18 protein-coding genes are annotated in these 19,571 nt (G+C 61.8%); 7 read left to right on the forward strand and 11 right to left on the reverse strand.

The features are described 5' to 3' along the window. The first annotated feature begins 132 nt into the window (after window positions 1-132). Window positions 133-1,098, forward strand: a complete 966-nt coding sequence (locus tag OVA24_RS08520) for a S1C family serine protease (RefSeq protein WP_267674783.1) — start codon at window positions 133-135, stop codon at window positions 1,096-1,098. A 6-nt stretch (window positions 1,099-1,104) separates the two neighbouring features. Here OVA24_RS08520 and OVA24_RS08525 read toward each other — a convergent pair whose 3' ends face one another. The 5 genes from OVA24_RS08525 to OVA24_RS08545 all read right to left on the reverse strand — a co-directional run bounded on the left by OVA24_RS08525 (window position 1,105) and on the right by OVA24_RS08545 (window position 5,733). Further along, window positions 1,105-1,344, reverse strand: coding sequence for a hypothetical protein (locus OVA24_RS08525; RefSeq protein WP_267674784.1), 240 nt, complete (start codon window positions 1,342-1,344; stop codon window positions 1,105-1,107). 36 nt (window positions 1,345-1,380) lie between these two features. Then, entirely contained in the window at window positions 1,381-3,513 is a 2,133-nt protein-coding gene (locus tag OVA24_RS08530; RefSeq protein ID WP_267674785.1) for a multicopper oxidase domain-containing protein, read from the reverse strand. A gap of 84 nt (window positions 3,514-3,597) precedes the next feature. Then, window positions 3,598-3,951, reverse strand: coding sequence for a hypothetical protein (locus OVA24_RS08535; protein WP_267674786.1), 354 nt, complete (start codon window positions 3,949-3,951; stop codon window positions 3,598-3,600). A gap of 48 nt (window positions 3,952-3,999) precedes the next feature. Further along, window positions 4,000-5,418, reverse strand: a complete 1,419-nt coding sequence (locus OVA24_RS08540) for a cryptochrome/photolyase family protein (protein ID WP_267674787.1) — start codon at window positions 5,416-5,418, stop codon at window positions 4,000-4,002. A gap of 54 nt (window positions 5,419-5,472) precedes the next feature. Next, window positions 5,473-5,733, reverse strand: coding sequence for a hypothetical protein (locus tag OVA24_RS08545; RefSeq protein ID WP_267674788.1), 261 nt, complete (start codon window positions 5,731-5,733; stop codon window positions 5,473-5,475). Between the two features lie 244 nt (window positions 5,734-5,977). Here OVA24_RS08545 and OVA24_RS08550 point away from each other — a divergent pair, with 244 nt between their 5' ends. The 3 genes from OVA24_RS08550 (at window position 5,978) to OVA24_RS08560 (ending at window position 8,923) form a co-directional block, all read left to right on the forward strand. Continuing rightward, window positions 5,978-7,060, forward strand: a complete 1,083-nt coding sequence (locus OVA24_RS08550; protein ID WP_267674789.1) for a DNA-directed RNA polymerase subunit alpha — start codon at window positions 5,978-5,980, stop codon at window positions 7,058-7,060. Between the two features lie 27 nt (window positions 7,061-7,087). Further along, window positions 7,088-7,576, forward strand: coding sequence for a 50S ribosomal protein L17 (gene rplQ / locus OVA24_RS08555; protein WP_267674790.1), 489 nt, complete (start codon window positions 7,088-7,090; stop codon window positions 7,574-7,576). A 420-nt stretch (window positions 7,577-7,996) separates the two neighbouring features. Continuing rightward, window positions 7,997-8,923 (forward strand): phytoene/squalene synthase family protein, encoded by a 927-nt coding sequence (locus OVA24_RS08560; protein WP_267674791.1) that lies wholly within the window; start codon window positions 7,997-7,999, stop codon window positions 8,921-8,923. A 9-nt stretch (window positions 8,924-8,932) separates the two neighbouring features. Here OVA24_RS08560 and OVA24_RS08565 read toward each other — a convergent pair whose 3' ends face one another. Then, window positions 8,933-10,051, reverse strand: a complete 1,119-nt coding sequence (locus tag OVA24_RS08565; RefSeq protein ID WP_267674792.1) for a helix-turn-helix transcriptional regulator — start codon at window positions 10,049-10,051, stop codon at window positions 8,933-8,935. 257 nt (window positions 10,052-10,308) lie between these two features. Here OVA24_RS08565 and OVA24_RS08570 point away from each other — a divergent pair, with 257 nt between their 5' ends. After that, window positions 10,309-14,124 carry a hypothetical protein gene (locus OVA24_RS08570; RefSeq protein WP_267674793.1) on the forward strand — a complete coding sequence of 1,272 codons (3,816 nt, stop codon included), beginning with the start codon at window positions 10,309-10,311 and terminating at the stop codon, window positions 14,122-14,124. Between the two features lie 60 nt (window positions 14,125-14,184). Here OVA24_RS08570 and OVA24_RS08575 read toward each other — a convergent pair whose 3' ends face one another. From OVA24_RS08575 to OVA24_RS08590, 4 genes are all read right to left on the reverse strand, one after another. Beyond that, entirely contained in the window at window positions 14,185-14,358 is a 174-nt protein-coding gene (locus OVA24_RS08575; protein WP_267674794.1) for a hypothetical protein, read from the reverse strand. A 24-nt stretch (window positions 14,359-14,382) separates the two neighbouring features. Next, on the reverse strand, window positions 14,383-14,946 hold the full coding sequence (locus OVA24_RS08580) for a hypothetical protein (protein WP_267674795.1): 564 nt from the start codon (window positions 14,944-14,946) through the stop codon (window positions 14,383-14,385). 216 nt (window positions 14,947-15,162) lie between these two features. Beyond that, on the reverse strand, window positions 15,163-16,782 hold the full coding sequence (locus tag OVA24_RS08585) for a M56 family metallopeptidase (RefSeq protein ID WP_267675276.1): 1,620 nt from the start codon (window positions 16,780-16,782) through the stop codon (window positions 15,163-15,165). Window positions 16,783-16,883: 101 nt separating this feature from the next. Next, a complete protein-coding gene (locus OVA24_RS08590; protein WP_267674796.1) occupies window positions 16,884-17,279 on the reverse strand; it encodes a BlaI/MecI/CopY family transcriptional regulator in 396 nt (131 codons plus the stop codon). 113 nt (window positions 17,280-17,392) lie between these two features. Between OVA24_RS08590 and crcB the strand changes: the two genes are divergently transcribed. Together crcB and OVA24_RS08600 are read left to right on the forward strand one after the other, a co-directional pair. Then, window positions 17,393-17,770 (forward strand): fluoride efflux transporter CrcB, encoded by a 378-nt coding sequence (gene crcB, locus OVA24_RS08595; RefSeq protein WP_267674797.1) that lies wholly within the window; start codon window positions 17,393-17,395, stop codon window positions 17,768-17,770. 32 nt (window positions 17,771-17,802) lie between these two features. After that, entirely contained in the window at window positions 17,803-18,084 is a 282-nt protein-coding gene (locus OVA24_RS08600) for a hypothetical protein (RefSeq protein ID WP_267674798.1), read from the forward strand. A 65-nt stretch (window positions 18,085-18,149) separates the two neighbouring features. On the opposite strand, the gene cysS is transcribed toward OVA24_RS08600, so the two are convergent. Continuing rightward, the gene (gene cysS / locus OVA24_RS08605; RefSeq protein WP_267674799.1) at window positions 18,150-19,547 is read right to left on the reverse strand and encodes a cysteine--tRNA ligase; all 1,398 of its coding nucleotides are present in this window, start codon (window positions 19,545-19,547) and stop codon (window positions 18,150-18,152) included. Window positions 19,548-19,571: the final 24 nt, after the last annotated feature.

Below are 19,571 nucleotides of genomic sequence, written 5' to 3' on the forward strand. Positions count from 1 at the left end.
ACAAGGATCGTGATGTGTGATATGGATAACAGGATGGCGAAGGTCTCCGTGAGGGAGAATTGCGGCGGGACGCCACAATCACGGCCTGCGGCGGGACGCCGCAGCCACGGTCCGGCGCTTTTGAAAATGGTCGTGACTTTTCCACTCATCGCGCTGTCGCTGGCGGCTGAGTCCCACGGATTCCAGTCGCTGGAGTCCACCTACCGCCGGACCGGACCGGCGGTGACTTCCGTTTTCGAGGAACAACGCCACGTGCTCCAGCAATCCAGCGCTGTGATGCTCAGCGGGAGAAAGGAGATCGCCTACGGGGTGGTGGTGTCACCGGACGGATACATCGTCACCAAAGCGAGCGAGATCGCCGGTACCGCCAATCTTTCCGTGAGGGTTGACACACAGTCCTATCCGGATGCGAAGGTCGTCACCGTGGACGACGAGTGGGATGTCGCGCTGGTCCAGGTGGAGGCTTCGGGCCTCATCCCGGTGGCCTACGCACCCTCCAGCAACATCCCTCAGGGAAGCTGGGTTGTCGCCAACGGGGCCACCAGCCTGAAGGCTCGGCGCGCGTTGGTCGGCATCGTCAGCGCGAAGATCCGCCCCATCCCGGCGGGTGGAGGGAATCTGGGCATCGCATTCAAGGAAGATTCCGAGGAGACCCTTGAAATCGAGGATCTGGCGGAGGACGGAGCCGCGGCGAAGGCCGGACTGAAGAAAGGCGACATCATCGTCGCGCTCAATGGTCGGGCGGTGGTGAAGTTTGACGAGGTTTCCGAGGCGCTGAAGAACCTCAAGCCCGGCACGGTGGTGCAGGTCACCTACCAGCGGAAGGAAGTGGACGAGACGGTGGACGTGACACTGGATCCAGGCCCTATCACCCGGAATGATCAGATGAGCGGTGCCTACTCCGACCGCCGCAGCGGCTTCCCGAGGGTGATGCAGCACGACATCATCGGTGACAAATCCATCGTTGGCGGGCCTTTGCTCGACCTTGACGGGAGGTGCGTGGGCATGAACATCGCCCGGGCCAACCGCGCGGAGAGCTTCGCAATCCCGGTGGAGGATCTCAAGGCGCTCGCCGCGCGGCTGATGAAGCGGCAGTGACGGGGTTCAGAGTTTCTTCAGGAACTTCTCCGGGTTCTTCTCGAATTTGCCGATGCATGGTTTGCAGCAGAACTTCACCTCCTGGCCATCATAGACCTTGGTGATCACCCGGCCCATGGAGCCGAGCTTGTTGTCCGAAACAATGCAGACGTCCTTGGTGTAGGGCTTCGTCTTTTCAGGGGCTGCGATGACACCGGAGAGTCCGGAGAAGAGGGCGAGCGCGATGATGCTGATGGTGGTTTTCATGATGTTGTTCGTTTGGTGTTTGGTTGTGATGGTGGATCAGAAGCGGAATTGGAGGCCTCCGCCGAAGCCGTATTCGGAATGGTACTGGGAGATGAGGGAGAGTTGCTTGTTGAGGGTCCAGGTCGCGCCGGTCGTCCACTCCCATTCGCTGCCGGTGTCGTACTGGACCTCCGCGAAGACATTCAGCCGGTCGGTGATCTGGAGCGACTTGCCCAGCCCCACGCGCGCGTCGCCCTCCGAGTCGATCTGCAGGGTGCTGTCGATGAGGTAGGGGAGCCGGTACTCCACACCGGCGAAGGCACGGTCCGCCTCCCCGTCATGGTTGGTGAAACGCCAGCCCAGCACGGAGGAGAGGTTGGGGTCGAAGTAGCGCTTCCAGCCGATCTCCGCCTCATAGGAGAACTCATCCCTCCAGCCCATCTCCCACGCGGCGAAAAAGTCGTTGTAGGAATTCATCACCGTGAACTGACCCTCGCTCATGTGGGACTGGATGGAGCCGTCCACGAACATGAAAAGCGGGTCATGGTCATGGCCTCCGGCGTGTGGCTGGTGGTCGGCGGTTCCGCCCGTCGCGGGCTGTGATTCAGCCGGGACGCAGCATTCATCGGTGCAGATGACATTGGTGCCGGTCTTCAGTTTCCCCTGGGGCGGGGGATTCCAATTCTTGTCCTGATAGGCGAAGATGCGGGTCATGCCGGCGTGCATGTGGTAGAGAAGGTGGCAGTGAAGCAGCCAGTCGCCGGGATTGTCCGCGTGGAACTCCACGGTGCGCTTGCCCATCGGCGGCACGTCGATGGTGTGCTTCAGCGGGGCATCTTTTCCCTGTCCGGCCAGAACGCGGAAGAAGTGACCGTGGAGGTGGATGGGGTGGTGCATCATGGTGTCATTGATGAACTCCATGCGGATGACCTCGCCTTTCTTGATCGGGATCACGCCGTCCTGCGCATAGGTCTTTCCGTTGAAAGACCAGATGTAGCGCTCCATGTCACCGGTCAGGCGCAGCTCGATGGTGCGGCGCGGCAGGGACGCTGGGAACGCGGTGGGACCCGGAGAGCGGAGCCGCGAGTAGGGGGGTAGCGGGCGTTCCGCTTCCTCCATTTGGTGACCCGCTGGCATGTCGTCCATGTCCATCTCGTCCATGGCAGCCATCAGGTGGTGGTCCATCCGGTAGTTGTCCGGACGCGGGATGTCCGGTGCGGCGTGTCGGTCACCATCACCCAGGAAGATGGAGGCATGGCCGGAACCGTCCTGGGCGGTGGCGCGCACCTCCCATTCACCGGAGGCGGGGACATTCACGATGACGTCATAGGTCTCCGCCATCCCCACCAGGAGGCGCTTTACAGAGATGGGCCTGACGGGTGGGCCGTCCGCCGCGACGATCCGCAGCGGCCCGGTGGCGGAGTTCAGGTAGAAATACGTGGAGGCTCCTGCATTGATGAAACGCAGGCGCACCGTCTCACCCGGTTTCCCCGGCAGGTGGATCGCCCGCTTCCCATTCGCCAGGAAGGCGTCGTAGGCGACGTCGGAGATGTCCATGGCAGGCATCCGGGAGCGTTCCCGGTCGAAGAATTCGCCGAGGGCTCCGGCTTTCGCCGCGCCGGTCAGGCTCTGGATGGAGCCTTTTTTCAGCTCATACCACTCCGTGCCGCGGCGCAGGGAGCGCATCACTTCATCCGGGCTTTCCGTGGTCCAGTCGGACAGGACCACAACGTGATCATGGTCCGCCTTCACCGGCTCTCCGGCGGCGGGATCGACCACGATCGAACCGTACACCCCTTCCTGCTCCTGCAGGTGGGTGTGGCTGTGGTACCAATACGTGCCGGAATGGGGCAGCTTGAACTCAAAGGTGTGCGTGCCGCCCGGTTGGATGGGCGGAGTAGTCACGTGTGGGACGCCGTCCTGCGCCACGGGCAGGACGATGCCATGCCAGTGGACGGAGGTTTCCTCCTTGGTCATCCGGTTGTGGACGCGGATGCGTGCGGTGTCCCCCTCGCGGAAGCGCAGGGTGGGACCGGGGATGCCGCCGTTGACGGTGATGGCGGGCACGGCTTTCAGACCGTCGCCCGGAGTCCAGTTCTCGCGGCGGATTTCGAGGTCATATTCGATGACGCGGGCGTGAAGGCCCAGTGTGGATAGAAATAGGAATAGGAATAGGAAGATGGTTTTCATGAGCATGATGAAGTGGTGCTCCCGGGGAACGGGTGCGCATGGGAATGAAGCTCACGGGGAAAAGCCCGTGGATCACCCACTTCATCAGATCAGGAAACGTTGCAACACCGCCAAACGCAGCCGGGGCGGGCCGGTGTCAAAAACCGGAGCGGGGGGGAGGGACACCGTCCGGTCCGCCAGCAGCACCGGAACGGGGGCTCCGGGGAGAGGAGGGAGGGTGGCGGAGAAAAGAGCGGGCAGGGGAGTGTCTTTCTCCGCCAGCTTCTGGTGCTTCGCCGTGGAGCAACTGCAGACGCTTTCCTTCTTTTCCTTCGACTTGCCGCTGCAGCAGGAATGCTCCGCCTGCTTCACCGGTTGGGTCATGCCGAGGCAGCAACAGGCCGGTCCCGCGATGAATATCGCGAGCATCACGGCGATGATGCAGCGGAGTCTGTGCATGGTTACGGACGTATGACGGCCAGGCGGCCGGGTTATTCCCTGAAAAGCTTACCCACGTTTCGCCCGATGTCGCTTGAAAATTTCCAGCGTCCGCTCCCGCTCCGCCTTGTGATCCACGATGGGGGCGGGATAGCCCGGTGCCACGGACCCGCCGTCCTTCGGCGGGGTATGGAGTTTTTTCGCGTCCACGGACGCCAGTTCCGGCACCCAGCGCTTGATATAAGCTCCGTCCGCATCATAGCGGGCGGCTTGGGACCATGGGTTCTGGATGCGGAAGTAGGGGGCCGCGTCCGCCCCGGTGCCTGCGGACCACTGCCAGCCGCCGTTGTTCGAGGCGATCTCCCCGTCGGTGAGGTGCTGCATGAAGAACGACTCCCCGAGCCGCCAGTCGATGTGCAGGTCTTTCGTGAGAAACATGGCCGTGATCATCCGCACCCGGTTATGCATGAATCCCGTCGCCAACAGCTCGCGCATGCCCGCATCCACGATGGGGAAGCCGGTGCGGCCTTCCTTCCATGCTTCGAATTGCTTTCCGGGTTCGGCCCACCACAGCCCCCTCCAATCCGGATTGAACTCCACATCCAGAACCTCCGGAAAATGGTGGAGGATGGCGAAGTAGAACTCCCGCCAGGCGAGTTCTTTGATGAACACGTCGATGCCTTTCTTTCCCGCAGGCTTCGCCTCGCTCCGGGCCGCCATGGACTCCGCATACAGGGTCCGGATGGAAATGAGGCCGAACCTCAGGTCCTGGGAGAGACGGCTGGTGCCGTCCCGCGCCGGGAAATCCCGATCCTTTTCATAGTCGGCGAGCCGTTCCCTGATCGCCCGCCGCATGCGCAGACGTGCCGCCTTTTCTCCGGCACGAATGAGATCCGCGGACGGTGCATCGAGTTTCCAATGGGATACCTTGGGCAGTTCCAGCGAACGGATGCCGCGTGGTGTATTGAGGGCGGATGGCTTTGCCACCGGTGCCGGCTTCTCCAATCCCAGCCAGTTCCGGCTGTAGGGGGTGAAGACCTTGTAGGGTGCACCCGCCTGGGTCAGCACCTCGGATGGATGGTGCAGCGCGACGTCGTCGAAGGTATGGAAATCGATCCCGCTCCGCTGGCAGAAGGCGCGCAGCAGTTCCTCCGTTTTTTTCCCATGCGGGTCCGGGTCCTTGTTCAGGTAGATCGCGCTCGCGCCCGTTTCCTTGGCCAGCTTCTCGAGCTCCCGGATGGGATCGCCTTTCCGCAGGATCAAATTCCCGGAAATGGCGTCCAAGGACGAAGAAAGTTCCGCCAGACAATCGCAGAGAAACTGCTGCCGGTTCGATCCGGTCCATGAATGTTCCCCTTTCCATTCGCTGAGGATATGGACAGGGACAACCGGCAGTCCGGAAGCGGAGGCTCGGCTGAGCGCGGTGTTGTCCGCCAGCCGCAAATCGCGGCGGAACCAATGAATGACGCACTTTCCGTCCCGGGGCATGCGCCGGAGCCTCAGGCTTGCCGGGATGCATGGGAACAGGAAAGTGCGGTGGGGTTACACTTCGTTGAGGATTTTTTCGGCCTTCCGCACGGTATTGGCGCTGAGCTTGCCGTTGATCCTTTTGGCGCCTTCCAGAACGCCTCGGATGGCGCTCAGGGCTGTCTCGGCAACCGCCAGGGATTTCCTGCCGCCACCGTATTTTTTGTCGGGGAAGTATTTCGTGAAGGTTGTACCCGCCCGACTGATACAAAGACGCCACCCTTCGAAAGCAGCCGTCTCGTAGGTAAACCTCGTTAGATTGCGTTTGGATTTCATCTTGTTCTCCCGTTCTACAATCTAACATTGGAACCGTTTGCCTTGGAATCCAACGAAATTTCATGAAACTGCGCAGAATTTCGGATTTTGCTCATTCTTCCGGGAAAAAATGCTTTGCAACTCGGGCCGGACCAGTTTTGAGTCTGCGCCCCGCGAGCTCCAAAATCCGCCGTAGGTCCTCCGTCGCTCCGTCATCCGGATCGTCACCGCTCGCAGGAGGGTAACCCGGCCACCAGAAAAAGACATGTCAGCCATCAAACTCGCTCGTTTCGAGCTTCCTAACCGCCTCGTCCGCAACGAGGAAACTGCCACGGACACCTACGCCCAATTCGTCGCCGAACCTTTCGAGCGCGGATACGGCCACACCGTTGGCAACTCCCTCCGCCGCGTCCTGCTTTCCTCCCTGGAAGGTGCGTCGATCACCTCGGTCCGCATCGCAGGCGTCCAGCATGAATTTTCCAGCCTTCCGGGCGTCGTCGAAGACGTCACGGACATCGTCCTCAACCTGAAGAAGGTCAAATTCTCCCACAACGAGAAGGAACCACGCATCCTCTCCATCAAGGTGGAGAAAGAAGGCGTTGTCACCGCCGGTGACATCCAGGGCGACCACATCTACGACGTGGTGAACAAGGACCAGGTCATCTGCACCCTCGACAAGAAGGTGAAGTTCGACGCCGAGTTCGAAGTCCGCGTCGGGCGTGGTTTCTCCACCGGTGACGAGAACAAGCGCAAGGACCAGCCGATCGGCGTCATTGCCATCGACTCCATCTTCTCCCCGGTGACCCGCGTGAAATACTCCGTGGACACCACCCGGGTCGGCCAGATGACCGACTTCGACAAGCTCACCCTCGACATCTGGACCGATGGCCGCGTCACCCCGCAGGACGCCCTCCTGCAGGCTTCCGCCATCCTCCGCCACCACCTCGACGTGTTCGTCAACTATGACGAGAACGCCGTGGACTTCGAGGAAGCACCGGCCGAATCCAGCGAGGAGAACGCCGCCCTCAAGAAGCTTCTCAACATGTCCGTCAACGAGATCGAGCTTTCGGTCCGTGCGGCGAACTGCCTGAACAACGCGAACATCACCTCCGTCGGCCAGCTCGCCATGAAGTCGGAAGCGGAGATGCTCAAGTACCGCAACTTCGGCAAAAAGTCCCTCAACGAAATCAAGGACAAGCTCGTGGAGCTGGGCCTTGGTCTCGGTATGACCTTCGATTCATCGCTGCTTTCCGGTCCGGTCGCCGCCTCGCGTGCGCCCCGCCTCGGTGCGGAAGACGAAGCACCGGTCGGCCTTGCCGATCTGATCGCCCAGAACCTCGACGACTAACACTTCAAATAGAAACGGAAGCATCCGATGAGACATCGACGCAACACCACCAAGCTCAAACGCTCCGCCTCCCACCGCCGGTCCCTGCTCGCCAACCTGGCAGGCAGCCTGATCGAGCACGGGCGCATCAAGACCACCCTCGGCAAGGCGAAAGCCCTCCGTCCGGTGGCTGAAAAGCTGGTCACCCTCGCCAAGCGCGACGACCTGCACTCCCGCCGCCTCGCCATCGCCTTCCTTTATGAGAAGGACCTGGTGAAGAAGCTCTTCGCTGAAGTGGCTCCCGCCTCCAAGGACCGCCAGGGTGGCTACACCCGCATCACCAAGCTGGGAGTCCGCTCGAGCGACGCCGCCCCGATGGCGATCATCGAGTGGGTCGACCAAGCTGAAGCCAAGGCTGAGGAAGCCCCGGTCGAAGTGGTGGAAGAAAAAGCCGCTCCGGCTCCAAAGGCAAAGAAGGCTGCCAAGAAGAAGGCGGCTGAATCCGAAGAAGCCGCTCCTGCCGCTGAAGCTGAATAAGCTGAAGAGGTAGCAACCGATCATTTGAAGCCGCCCGTGGTCCGCCACGGGCGGTTTTTTTTATGGAGAGGGGACATTGCGGCAGAGCCGCCATGTCCGCTTCGCTCCCATTCTTGTCCACCGGCGGCATCGGCGAATAGAGGGGACGGCGGAACAGTCCCGGCAATGCCTTCGCTCTGTATTCCCATTGCAGCCGGGTAAGGAGGGAGGACACTCCTGTCCTCCGGCGGCATTGGCGAATCATCAAAGATTCATCGCAGCGACGCAAAGGACGCGAAGTGAAGAATGGTAACGGTTCAAGATTCATGGTCAGCCTTCGTTCTTCCCTGAAAACTGAACACTGAAAACTTCTCTTCCTTGGCTCGCCATTGCAGCCGGTGGACAAGAATGGGAGCGCAGCGGACATAGCGGCTTGCCGCAATGTCCACCCTCCTTACGCTCATTGCCGTGAACGACGACCTGGGCAAACGCATCCTCAAGGAAGTCTCGCGTTCCTTCTACCTCACCTTGCGCCTGCTCCCCCGGGAAATGAGGGAGGCGGCCAGTCTTGGTTATCTGTTGGCCCGCACCAGTGACACCATCGCGGACACGGAAGGGGTGCCGGTGGAGGAGCGCCTCTCCCTGTTGGGGGCCTTTGCGGAATCAGTCGGAGTTGGTGCGGCGTTGCCCGCATGGCCGGAAAGGATGCTGGAAGCCGCCACTGCGGGTGAGGCCGCGATGTTGGCGCGAGCTCCCGGGATTCTCGGATGGCTGGAGCGGACTGAGGCCCGCCAGGCAGGGTTGGTCCGGGAAGTGGTGACCATCATCATCAGCGGGCAATCACTCGACCTCACCCGGTTTTCCGGTGCTGGGAAGGAGCTGCCTGTGGCATTGATGGACGCGGAGGAACTGGACGACTACACATGGCGGGTTGCCGGGTGTGTCGGTGCGTTCTGGACAAAACTCGGTTTCCTCACTCTCGGGGACCGCTATTCATCGGCGGGGGAGGCGGAGTTGCTTGGGAGGGGGATTTCCTACGGCAAGGGCCTGCAGTTGGTGAACATCCTCCGGGACCTGCCGGAAGATCTGGCGAACGGGCGGTGCTACCTGCCCGTGGCGGATCCGTTCGATCCCGAAGCGTTGATGCGGGAGTATCGAATCTGGCACCGTCAGGCGGTGGAGTGGACCGGGCAAGGCATCGGATACGCGTCCACTCTCCGATTGAGAAGACTGCGGGCGGCCTCCGTTCTGCCAGCGCTCATCGCGGAAGAGACGCTGGAGCTGCTGGATGGAAAGATGGTCCATGGGAGGGTGAAGGTGCCACGGATCACCGTCCATCGCCTGCTGGTGGAAGCCCTGCTTTTCTGATGGGAGAAGCTATCTGCCCAGAAGTTCGATGGCTTTCCTGCTGGCCGCCAGGCGGTTTTCCACGCCCAGCTTCTCGAAAATATGCTCCACGTGTTTCGCCACCGTCCGATCACTTATGTTCAGGATCAAGGCGATATCCGCATTCGACTTGCCGCGGGACAACCACAGCAGGACGTCCGCCTGGCGGAAAGAAAGCTGGTAGGTGTTGCGGAACACGTCTGCCAGCGCCCGGACATCCTGTGACTGTGAGGCGATGATCCAGTGGTGCTTGTCCACCACCGCAGCACGGAAGACGAGGCTGCAGCCTGGCATTTCCAGTTCCAGCGGCGGGGTGGTATTGCCGTCGGTTCTTCCCGCACGGCGCAACCAATCCAGAATCCGTGCCGGGAGGTTCTCATTCGTGGCAGTGCCGGAGAGTGTCTCACCGTCCGCGATCCGTGCCTGGGAGAGGTGGGTGGAAGCCTGCTCGCTGGCGTGGATGATGCGGCCGGAAAAGTCCGTCATGATCAGGCCGTGGGTGCCGCCGCGGAAGGCATGGGCGGAGAGGACCGCCATGGCCCGGGCGTCGGTGAACTCCAATGCGTTCTCGAATGCCTGGATGAGATGGGGCCGGATGATGCGTGCCACCGCGCGGTCCCGTTCATCGAAGGTGGTGGAGGAATTGATCGCGTAGAAGATCTTCAGGTTGCGGCCGCTCTGGAGGCTCAACGACAAGGTGTCCTCGACTTTCATTTTTCCCAGCACCTGATGATAGAGCTCCAGCTTGTGGAGTTCATCCGCACTGAGATGGTCGCTGATCTTGTGGACATCCTCGTGGCGGTTCTCTTCGTGCAGCCGCATCAGGGGATGTTGGTGCCGATAAGTCCAGAGGCCGGGTTTGTGGCGTTCCGCTTCCTCGGTGAATGAAAATGGTTCATAGAAGACGCGGGCGGAGCCAGTGGTCATCTCGATCTCGTTGTACGAGCTGAAATGGGCGGATGGAATGAGCTGGTTGATGAGGCGCAGGCTCGTCACCGGAAAGCTGCTCATGTCGGCGGCCCGGTATAGTTCCGGTAGCAGGGAGATGATCAGGTTGAGATCTTCCTGGCTGGGCAGGCTGTCGGAGGGAGGGCCGGGGGAGTGGCGCATTTGGGCGTGGAATCCATATCTAACAGATGGGCTCCTTTTTCTCAAGGGGATTGAATCCGCGTGAATCGCGTCTCCGGACATCCAATTCGCAATCCGTCGCCGGGGCTGTGTCCGCGCGATGTATCCAATGTATATGCGGCTACGTAACAATGCGTAGGGCGTCCGGAAGTTGTATCTTGTCCGGGGTCACGTTTTTCGATGCGCTGTCCCGTGGGACCGGTTGTCCCCGGTTTGTCCACCCCCTCTCTTTTCCTGCCATGAAACGCATCATGCTGGCCGTCTTCGGCTCAAACGGGAATCCGCTGGCCATTGCTGGGGCGGTTCTCCTCATCGGTCTCTCGCTGGGTGCCACCGCGTCCGCGAAGACTTTCACCGGGCGTGCTCCGGAAAAATGCAATCCCAGTGATGCGTCCGAGGGCATCGGCAACGGCGACGACTGGTATCATCCCAAGAACTGGGGGACTCCCTGTGCCCCGGTGCCGCCTCCGGGCAGTGGTGAAAGCGCGACGATTCCCGCAGGCTTCACAGTCCGCGCTGGTTCACTCTCCCTCGGCTCGCTGAGTCTTCAGGGGACACTGATCGTCAGTGGCAACTGCACCATCAATACGCTGGATATCAGTGGCTCCGGTCAGATCCTTTCTTCCGGAACGTGGAACACTCTTACGATCGGATCCGTGATCAACATGGACGGCGGCACCATCGGTATGCATGTCGTCATGCCACCTGGCACCATGTTCAACTGGGACAAGGGAATGGTTTGGGGGGATCTGACTCAAGCGGGCGGCGCTTTGATGTATATCCGCGGCTCCGGCGACCACATGATCAACTCGGGCACCTTCACCCTGAACGGCGTGACCACCTGGAACGGCGACGGTGTCATCCGCCAGGTGGGAGGGACGGACACTCATGTGTCCATCCTCAACAAGGGGACGTTCCTTGCGGATGGCTCCGGTAGTTTCGCCACGGATGGCGGCTATCTCTGGTTCACCTTCTCCAACGAACCCGAGGGCGAGTTCATCAAGGATGGTTCCGGAACCACCACCACATTCGCTTCCACCGGCTCCGCGCGGCCCATGTATTTCCGGAACAAGGGGACCATGGATGTGCGGGCGGGCGTGTTCCGGTTCACCACAGGACAGTTGGTTCTGGAGGACGGATCAAAGATCGAGGGGGCGGGCAGGACCACCATTACTGCGGGGAGCAGCCTCTACATCCCTCCTTCCACCACCTCGGAGATGACCGGCATCCTGGAGCTGGATGGCGGTTATATGGAGGGTGATGGCGCCATGACTGGAGACGGCGGCACCTTCAACTGGGTCTCCGGTAGCCTGGGCATCACCCAAGGACCCTACGAAGGGGCCAGACCGGCGAACCTCAACATCCCCGCGGGTATGACCATCAATATTCTGGGCACGGAGGAGAAGCGGCTGGGTGGCGGTCCCAGCACCTGCAGCCCCTGTCACCGCCAGCACGGGGTGATCAACAATGCCGGAACCGCGAACTGGACCGGAACCGGAGACATCGTGACCGGCTATGGCGGAGGATCGATCGTCAACTCCGGGACCTTCATCGCCCACAATGACGAACAGTTCCGCCCGATCGGCGATGGGGGAGGTTTCACAAACACTTCCACCGGCACACTGCGCAAGCAGGGCTCAAGCGGGACCACCTCCTTTGAAGCCGGAATCGCTCTGAGCAATTCCGGGACAGCGGATGTCCGCACCGGCACGGTACAGGCGAACGCGGTCGTGAACCTGCTGGATGGCAGCCGCTACTCCGGAGCGGGAAAGTTGGTGGCGACGGCGGGAGGAAACCTCATCGGGACTTCCACCGTTCTCGATGGCGGTAATGTCGAATGGCGCAGCGGAAGCATGAGAGGGGGGAATGAAACAACCACCCAGGGAACTATTGCCACGGAAGGCACCGGGCACTTTGAATGGACCGGCGGGAACTTCTGCGGAACCGTCAACATTGCCGCCGCTTCGGTTCTCCGCATCAGCGGACCTGGCGATAAATTTCTAGGTCACAATGTCCGCTGGTATCCGGTAACCCTGGATCTCAACAACGCCGGAACCATCCTTTGGACGGAAGGGAAGATCGTGGATGAATTCGCAGGCCGGATCCACAACACCGGCACCTTCACCGCGGCTTTGACAGGAGAACTGAGCGTGAACCAGTTCAACAACACCGGCACTTTCCTCGTGCCGGCTGCCTCCACACCCCACATCGTGGATGTCCTGGGGCCGGTCTTCAACACTGCTCCGGGCAAATTCGAAGTCCAAGGCGGGGAGTTGCGGACAAAATCGGACCTCACGCTCAATGCGGGCTCCGGGGTGACCGGTGCGGGACGCCTGGTGGTGACTTCCAACTGCATGTGGAATGGAGGCTCCGGCATCTCCGGTACGTTGGAACTGCGCGGTGGACTGGTCAGATCCGGGACCGACGCGGCCCTTACCCCGGGCAGCGGCCGGTTCGAGTGGACCGGCGGCAGGGTGAGCGGTGCTTTTGAAATTCAGGCCGACGCCCGGATGGATCTTCTCGGCGAGGGCGAGAAACGCATCGGCCACTACTTCAGTTGGTCAGATGGCGCGGCGGGGACGATCACCAACCGGGGCACCATCGCATGGACCGGAACCGGAGCCATCGTGGATGAGAATGCGGGCCGCATCCACAACTACGGAACGTTCTCCGCTGCGGTGGATGCAAACCTGGGCTACAACGAGTTCTTCAACTACGGCACCTTTCTGATGCCGGTGGACACGGTTCCGCACGCGGTGAATCTGCTCGGAGCCTTCTACAACAATAGCGGCGGAATACTCGACATCCGGGCTGGAGAACTCATTTCGAAATCCTACTTCACCCTGAATCCGGGGTCACAGGTGAGAGGCGCCGGCAGGGTTGCCATGATCTCGGACTCAAGATTGAATGGGGGCATCACCATCACCGATGGCGGAACTCTGGAAATGCGTGAGACCATCCTCCGCTGCGGAACCGACGCCGCCATTTCCAGCACAAATGACGGCCGCTTCGAGTGGACCGCCGGCAGGATCACCGGCACGGTCGGGATCACGGAAGGCACCCGCTTTGATATTCTCGGCGCGGGTGAGAAGCGCATCGGCCACTACCTGTGGTGGGGGGACAACGGCTGGGGCATCATCAACAACCGCGGTAACATCACATGGACCGGAACCGGCCCAATCAATGACGAGAACACCGGCCATCTCTACAACTACGGCGTCATGAACGTCAGGACCACAGCCCCTCTCCAGGGCAGATTCCAGAACGAGGGCGTGCTCAACATCAACCAAGGCGGAGGCATCGATTTCACCGGCGCGTGGGTCAATCTCACCGCAAGCGGGACGGTCAATCTGGAGCTGGCGGGGCCGACGGGAACCGCGGGCCGCATCACCTCCCATAACAACGTGACGGTTGCCGGAAAGATGAGCGTCACTCTTGCCCCGGGATTCCAGCCGGTGATTGGCACCGCATACACCGTCCTGAACCGCACTTCAGGGGAATTTTCCTCCATCAAGCTTCCGATCCCCCATTACTTCCGGGCCGCCTACGTGCAAGGTGCGGCCACCACCCTCACCTCGGAGGTGTCTCCCCGGAATTCGGAAGAATGGAAGGAGTTCTTTTTCGCTGACAATCCCGACTCCCCTCTCGCGCAGCTCATGGCGGATGCGGACGGGGACGGTGTGGCGAACCTCGTTCCATACGCATTCGGAAAGAACCCGCTGAAATCGCTCGGCGCATTGCTGCAATTCGTCAACGACATCCTGGGAACCATCAATCTGGACGGAGGTCATGCCGCGAAGTCCGGAAACGTCTCCTACATGGCCATCAGCTATCAGCGTCCCGGTGGCAACTCGAAGTTGCAGGACATCCGCTATGTCCCGGAGCGCTCCACCACCCTTGCACAGGGAAGTTGGTCCACGGATGGAGTCATCGAGGATAGCGTGACCTTTGATCCGGTCACCTCCATGGAGACGGTCGTCATCCGCAGCACTTTCCCCAAGGGGGCGGGAAAGGAATTCCTCCGGGTGAGGGTGGAACAAATTTCAGCGGATTGAGGCAGTCTGCGGACGGGAAGGCGCTTGCGTCTTCCTTGTCCGCCGAGATCCTCTCTCCCCTCATTTCCGGCCGGAGCCGGACTTCTTGCCGCCGCCGTCCTGCTTGTTGACGGTGGCCCAGGCACGTCGCTCCGCTTCCTCATGCGAGAGGCCACGTTCCTCGTAGCTTTCCTCGATGTGCTCCGCTTTGCGCTTCTGCTTGTCGGTGTAACTGGATTTGTCTCCTTGTGGCATGGGAGTCTCCACGGTGTTTGAGGTTCAGGCCGCGGGGGCCTTTGTCGTGATTCCCTTGCGGACAGGATCGGCGAGGGCGCTGCGGCTTTGGCAGATACGGCGGTCCTCAACCTCCTCCCGCTGGTGGATCGCATCGAACTCCAGCTTCTGGAAATCGATGGAGGACCACTCCGGGAAATGGTGGGCCACTTCCTGCAGCGCTACCCACAGCAGGCGCTTGCCCTGGATCCCCAGTGCCAGCATTTCCAATGCTTCGAAGTTGCCGAGCTTGCCGGGTTCCATGCCCTCGTAGAGGAAGAGGAGGCGGCTGACTTTGCCCCCGATTTCGCCGAGGGAATGCAGACCGGTGCTTTCTTCTCCGCCACTGGCAGCAATGAGTTCTTTGAGGATACGCTGATCCGTTTCCACTTTGGCCTCCAGCTCCTCGAAGAACTTCCGCTCCTTGGAATCCGTCTGGCGTTTCGAGAGTTCCGCGATGAGGGAAAGAGCGCAGTGGGAACCGGCGAGATGCCCGTTGAGGTAGCGGTGGAGGTCCTTGTCCATGGAGGGGAAGCATCCGCAGTCGGCATGCCAGTGGGAGAAATTCATTTCCATCAAGGAATCCCAAGGGTTCCACGGTCAGCCCAGAGAGGTAATGCGCGTTTCTTCGGGTTATTTCGATGCGCCGAGCTTTGCAGAACGCACCGGTCGGAACCATTGAGAGTGCCGCGTGAGGGGCACCGAGGGGAGCTTGTCACAACGAATGCCACCTATCCGTCCGCCGCCGCCGCTGGTCTGGAGACTAGGGTCTCCTTCAGCAGCCTCTCACTTCTTCCGGATGACGATCCTCTTTTCCTCCGCCGTCCAAGTCAGGCCCATTCCGTCCAGGGTGTAGGACAGCACCGTGGCCAGCGGCACGCGGCGGAGGGCCATGGTGCCGCTGGTGACGGCGGGGTCCACGCCTTCACCGATGACGATGGGAAACACCGGCCCGCCCTTCGCCGCCTTGGCAGCCTGTTCGTTGAAAGTGTCCACCAGCTCCTGCAGCGGCGTCATCTCGAGCCTCGCGCGCTGGAGGATGAGCGTCGCCGCGAAGTCCGCCGCCGCGCCCTTTTGCTCCGGCATCTGTCCGTAGCCCTCCATGTCCGTCGGGTGGACCACCACCGCATGGTCATCCACGCGGAAGATGGAACCTGTGTCCTGGCAGAAGGTAACCAGCGCGTCGCGCAGCGTGATGTTCCGCTTTTCCAGATTGATCCTCGGGCCGGGGTTGAAAAGCTCGCCTTCCTTCTGCGGCCGCAGCACTCCCACAATGTTGACGCCACGCTCCGCAGGGGGCGCCGTGACATCCAGTTCATCCGACCTAAGGCGCAGGAACTCCACGCCATCGAGCAAGGCCGTCTCTTGGAAACTGATCCTCGGGATGACGATGGTATCCAGCTTGCGGTCGATGGCGATCTGCCCGGCGCTCGGCGGCTTCGCCACCTTTTCCGTGTTCCCACCACCCGCCGCCGGTGTCTCCGGCTTCACCGGTTCCTGAGCCTTCGTCGCGCCGAACACCACCAGCAGCGTGAGCATGGCAGCACCAGCCACCCGCTGTCCCATGCCCGTTTTCCGATACGCGGCGATCTCCCTGACGCGTGACTTCATCCCCGCCGCACGCTCGAAGATGCCCACGAAGCCGAGGCTGAATCCCTGCAGCGGAAAGCCACCCTGCAGCTTCAGCAATGCCGCGCCATAGGCCGCACGGCTGTCCCCGGAGCCGATGGAAAGCACCTGCGCATCGCACGCCTCCTCACGGTCCGCGCGCATCCTCGCGAAGGCGAACCACAGCAGCGGATTGAACCAATGGAGCGCCTGCAGCACGCAGGCCACCGCATTCACCGCCAGGTCATGGCGTTTCAGGTGGCAGAACTCATGCAGCAGGATGAGCCGCGTTTCCTCCGAACTGAATCCCTCCGGAAAGCGCGCCGGGAGCAACAGTGTGGCGCGGAAAACGCCCGTGACCGCCGGGCTGTCCAACATCGGGGACACCAGCACCCGTGGCACGCGGGACAGGCCCGCCTCATCCGCCGCCGCGCGGATCTGCCTGAGCAGCGATTCCTCCACCGCCACCGCCGTGCCGGAAATGCGCCGCAGGTGCCGCACATATCCCGCCAGCCCCATGGCCAGCACCACGCAGGCACCCGTCAGCCAGGCGATGGCAAAGGGATTCACCGTCCGCCGCACGGCAGCCGTTCCGCCCACAGCAGCCGGGGCAGGGGAGTGGGGTGAAAGTTCCATTTCCACCACCGCCTCGTGGGCTGCCGGGGGAGTCGCCACCACCGGCTCCCAGCGGTCCTCCGTCACCGGCAACGACCAGCCGAACGGGACGGACGGCAGCGCGGGCAGCACCATCACCACCAGCATGGGCAGCCACAGCGCGTAGCGCCACCGTGCGGACAGCCAGCGGCTGCAGCGCGAGCACCGCCACGGCGATGACGGATGCCCGCAGCGTGGTGGTGAGCATCCAGTCGAAGATCAGGTCGATGGGGTTCATGTCGGATTCAGGGTTTCGGGTTTTTGTTCTTCTTGATGGAGTCATCCAGCAGCTTCTTCAGCTCCTTCACCTCCTCCGGGGTCAGCTCCGCGTTGCTGGCGAAGTGCACCAGCAACGGCTTCGCCGCGCCCCGGAAGACGCGGTCCAGAAAGGATTCGCTCTCCGCCTTCACGCACGCCTCACGCCTCACCGCCGGGACATACCTCCGTGGCGGTCCCGCCTCCTCCGCCACCGCCAGCGCGCCCTTTTCCACCAGCCTGCCCAGCAGCGTCCGCACCGTGTTCTCCGCCCAGCCCTTCGTCACCGCCAGCACCTTCGCCACCTCGGACGCCGTCTGCGGGGAGGACGCCCACAGCACCTCCATGATGGCCCATTCGGATTCCGGAAAACTCGGCGGTGTCATAATCCATGCGTCTATTACAAATGTAGTGGTCTTGTCCACTACATTTGTAATATGCCCGTGATCGCCTGCGAAATTTCCTCCCCGTCCGCAGGCCGGGCCATTAGCATCCCGGCATGAAGCAAGCGCTCATCGTCGGTCTCGGCGGCGCCATCGGGTCCATCGCCCGCTGGGCATTGGGCGGCGCGATCCTCCATCGCCTGCCGAACCTGAAGTTCCCGCTGGGCACCTTTGCGGTGAACATCACCGGCTGCCTCATCATCGGCATCATCGCCGGGCTCGCGGAGCGGCGGGGCATGCTGTCGCCGGACGCGCGGCTGTTCCTCATGACCGGCCTCTGCGGCGGCTTCACCACCTTCTCCGCCTTCGCGAATGAGAATGTCTTCCTGCTGCGCCGCGGGGAGACGGTGACGGCGCTGCTCTACATCGGCGGCAGTATCATCGTCGGCCTGCTGGCCGTGTGGGCGGGATTCCGTGCGGTTCCGCAGGGGTGAGTAAGGAGGGAGGACATTGCGGCTGCGCCGCCATGTCCGCTGCGCTCCCATTCCTGTCCTCCGGCTGCAATGGCAAACGAAGGAGGAGAAGTTTTCAGTGTTCAGTTTTCAGAGAAGAAAAGAAGGCTGCCCGCGAATCCTGCGAATCCACGAATCTTGAAAAGTTTTGTATCTTCCTTGGCGTCCTTGGCGTCCTTGGCGTCCTTGGCGTCCTTGGCGTCCTTGGCGTCCTTGGCGTCCTTGGCGTCCTTGGCGTCCTTGGCGTCCTTGGCGTCCTTGGCGTCCTTGGCGTCTTCGCGGTGAATCTCTTGTGATTCGCCAATGCCGCCGGAGGACAGGAGTGTCCTCCCTCCTTACTCGGAGAACGGAGCGTTTTTCCCTACTTCTCCACCAGCGTGTACCCTTCCTTGCCGTCCTTCACCACCCAGCCGAGTCCGGCCAGTTGATCGCGGAGTTCGTCGGACTTCGCCCAGTTCTTCGCGGTGCGGAAAGCCCAGCGTTCCTCGGCCAGCGCGCGGATGTTATCCGGCACGTCGGCTTCCTTTTGCTCGACGATCTCCGGCAAGGTGATGCCCAGCGCGCGCAGGATGCGGTTCAGTCCGGCCAACGCCTTCGCCGCTTCCACGCCTTCCAGGGAGGATGCTTCCTTCAGGCCGGTGAAGATGCCACCGAGCGCGCCCGGCGTGTTCAGGTCATGTTGCAGGCTTTTCCATGCGGCCTCGAATGGACCGAAGCCGACCGAGGTGAAGGTCACATGCTCGTCCCCGATCTTCGCGGCGAGCTGCCGTGCGCCCTTCGCCAGCTTGAGCAGCGCCTCGCGGGCACCGGAGAGGGACTCCAGCGTGAAGTTGAGTTGCTTCCGGTAGTGCGCGCCGATGAGCACGTAGCGCACCTCCATGGGCGTGAAGCCCTTCGCGGCCAGGTCCTCGATGGTGTAGAGGTTCCCCAGCGACTTCGACATCTTCCCGCCGTCCACCAGCAGGTGGGTGATGTGGAACCAATGCGCGGCGAAGTGGCCGCCGCAGGCGCACTGGCTCTGCGCGATCTCGTTCTCATGGTGCGGGAACACGAGGTCCACGCCACCGGAGTGCAGGTCGAAGGTATCGCCCAGGTATTCGTGGATCATCGCGGAGCACTCCAGGTGCCAGCCGGGACGGCCCTCGCCCCACGGGGATTGCCAGAAATTCTCACCGTCCTCCGGCTTGCGGGATTTCCACAGGACGAAGTCGGACAGGCTGTCCTTCTCGTATTCATCCGCGTTCGCGCGTTCGTTCTGGGTCTTGCCCAAGTCCAGCTCGCGGGTGTCCAGGTGGGACAGCTTTCCGTAGCCGGGAAAGGAGGAGATCTTGAAATACACCGAGCCGTCGTCGGAGGAGTAGGCGTGGCCTTTTTCCACCAGCTTCGCGATCATGTCGATCTGCTGCGGGATGTGGTCCACCGCGCCCGGCTCGATGTGGGGCGGCAGGCAGGCCAGCGCCTCGCAGTCCGCGTGGAACTTCTCCGTCCATGCGTCCGTGAAGTCCTTCAGCATCTTCCCGGCCTTCTGGGAGTCGCGGATGGTCTTGTCATCCACGTCCGTGATGTTGCGCACGTGCAGCGTGCGGAGGCCTCCCGTCTCCAGCACGCGGCGGAAGACATCCTGCAGGACGAAGGTGCGGAAGTTCCCGATGTGCGCCGGACCATAGACCGTGGGACCACAGCAATAGAACCGGAAGGTGGATCCATCGATGGGGGAGAGCTCGCGCTCGGTCCGGGTCAGCGTGTCGAAAAGCCGCATCCGCGGGGTTTAGGGAAGCATTGC

Origin of the sequence: Luteolibacter sp. SL250 (assembly GCF_026625605.1) — a bacterium.
GTDB lineage: Bacteria > Verrucomicrobiota > Verrucomicrobiia > Verrucomicrobiales > Akkermansiaceae > Luteolibacter.

Bases quoted from the DNA above. Each gene is read 5' to 3' on its own strand.
- rplQ (WP_267674790.1), top strand. From the start codon at position 7,088: ATGAGACATCGACGCAACACCACCAAGCTCAAACGCTCCGCCTCCCAC.
- OVA24_RS08545 (WP_267674788.1), bottom strand. From the start codon at position 5,733: ATGAAATCCAAACGCAATCTAACGAGGTTTACCTACGAGACGGCTGCT.
- OVA24_RS08550 (WP_267674789.1), top strand. From the start codon at position 5,978: ATGTCAGCCATCAAACTCGCTCGTTTCGAGCTTCCTAACCGCCTCGTC.
- OVA24_RS08560 (WP_267674791.1), top strand. From the start codon at position 7,997: ATGTCCACCCTCCTTACGCTCATTGCCGTGAACGACGACCTGGGCAAA.
- OVA24_RS08565 (WP_267674792.1), bottom strand. From the start codon at position 10,051: ATGCGCCACTCCCCCGGCCCTCCCTCCGACAGCCTGCCCAGCCAGGAA.
- OVA24_RS08590 (WP_267674796.1), bottom strand. From the start codon at position 17,279: ATGACACCGCCGAGTTTTCCGGAATCCGAATGGGCCATCATGGAGGTG.
- OVA24_RS08600 (WP_267674798.1), top strand. From the start codon at position 17,803: ATGTCCGCTGCGCTCCCATTCCTGTCCTCCGGCTGCAATGGCAAACGA.
- crcB (WP_267674797.1), top strand. From the start codon at position 17,393: ATGAAGCAAGCGCTCATCGTCGGTCTCGGCGGCGCCATCGGGTCCATC.
- OVA24_RS08535 (WP_267674786.1), bottom strand. From the start codon at position 3,951: ATGCACAGACTCCGCTGCATCATCGCCGTGATGCTCGCGATATTCATC.
- OVA24_RS08575 (WP_267674794.1), bottom strand. From the start codon at position 14,358: ATGCCACAAGGAGACAAATCCAGTTACACCGACAAGCAGAAGCGCAAA.
- OVA24_RS08580 (WP_267674795.1), bottom strand. From the start codon at position 14,946: ATGAATTTCTCCCACTGGCATGCCGACTGCGGATGCTTCCCCTCCATG.
- OVA24_RS08540 (WP_267674787.1), bottom strand. From the start codon at position 5,418: ATGCCCCGGGACGGAAAGTGCGTCATTCATTGGTTCCGCCGCGATTTG.
- cysS (WP_267674799.1), bottom strand. From the start codon at position 19,547: ATGCGGCTTTTCGACACGCTGACCCGGACCGAGCGCGAGCTCTCCCCC.
- OVA24_RS08525 (WP_267674784.1), bottom strand. From the start codon at position 1,344: ATGAAAACCACCATCAGCATCATCGCGCTCGCCCTCTTCTCCGGACTC.
- OVA24_RS08530 (WP_267674785.1), bottom strand. From the start codon at position 3,513: ATGAAAACCATCTTCCTATTCCTATTCCTATTTCTATCCACACTGGGC.
- OVA24_RS08570 (WP_267674793.1), top strand. From the start codon at position 10,309: ATGAAACGCATCATGCTGGCCGTCTTCGGCTCAAACGGGAATCCGCTG.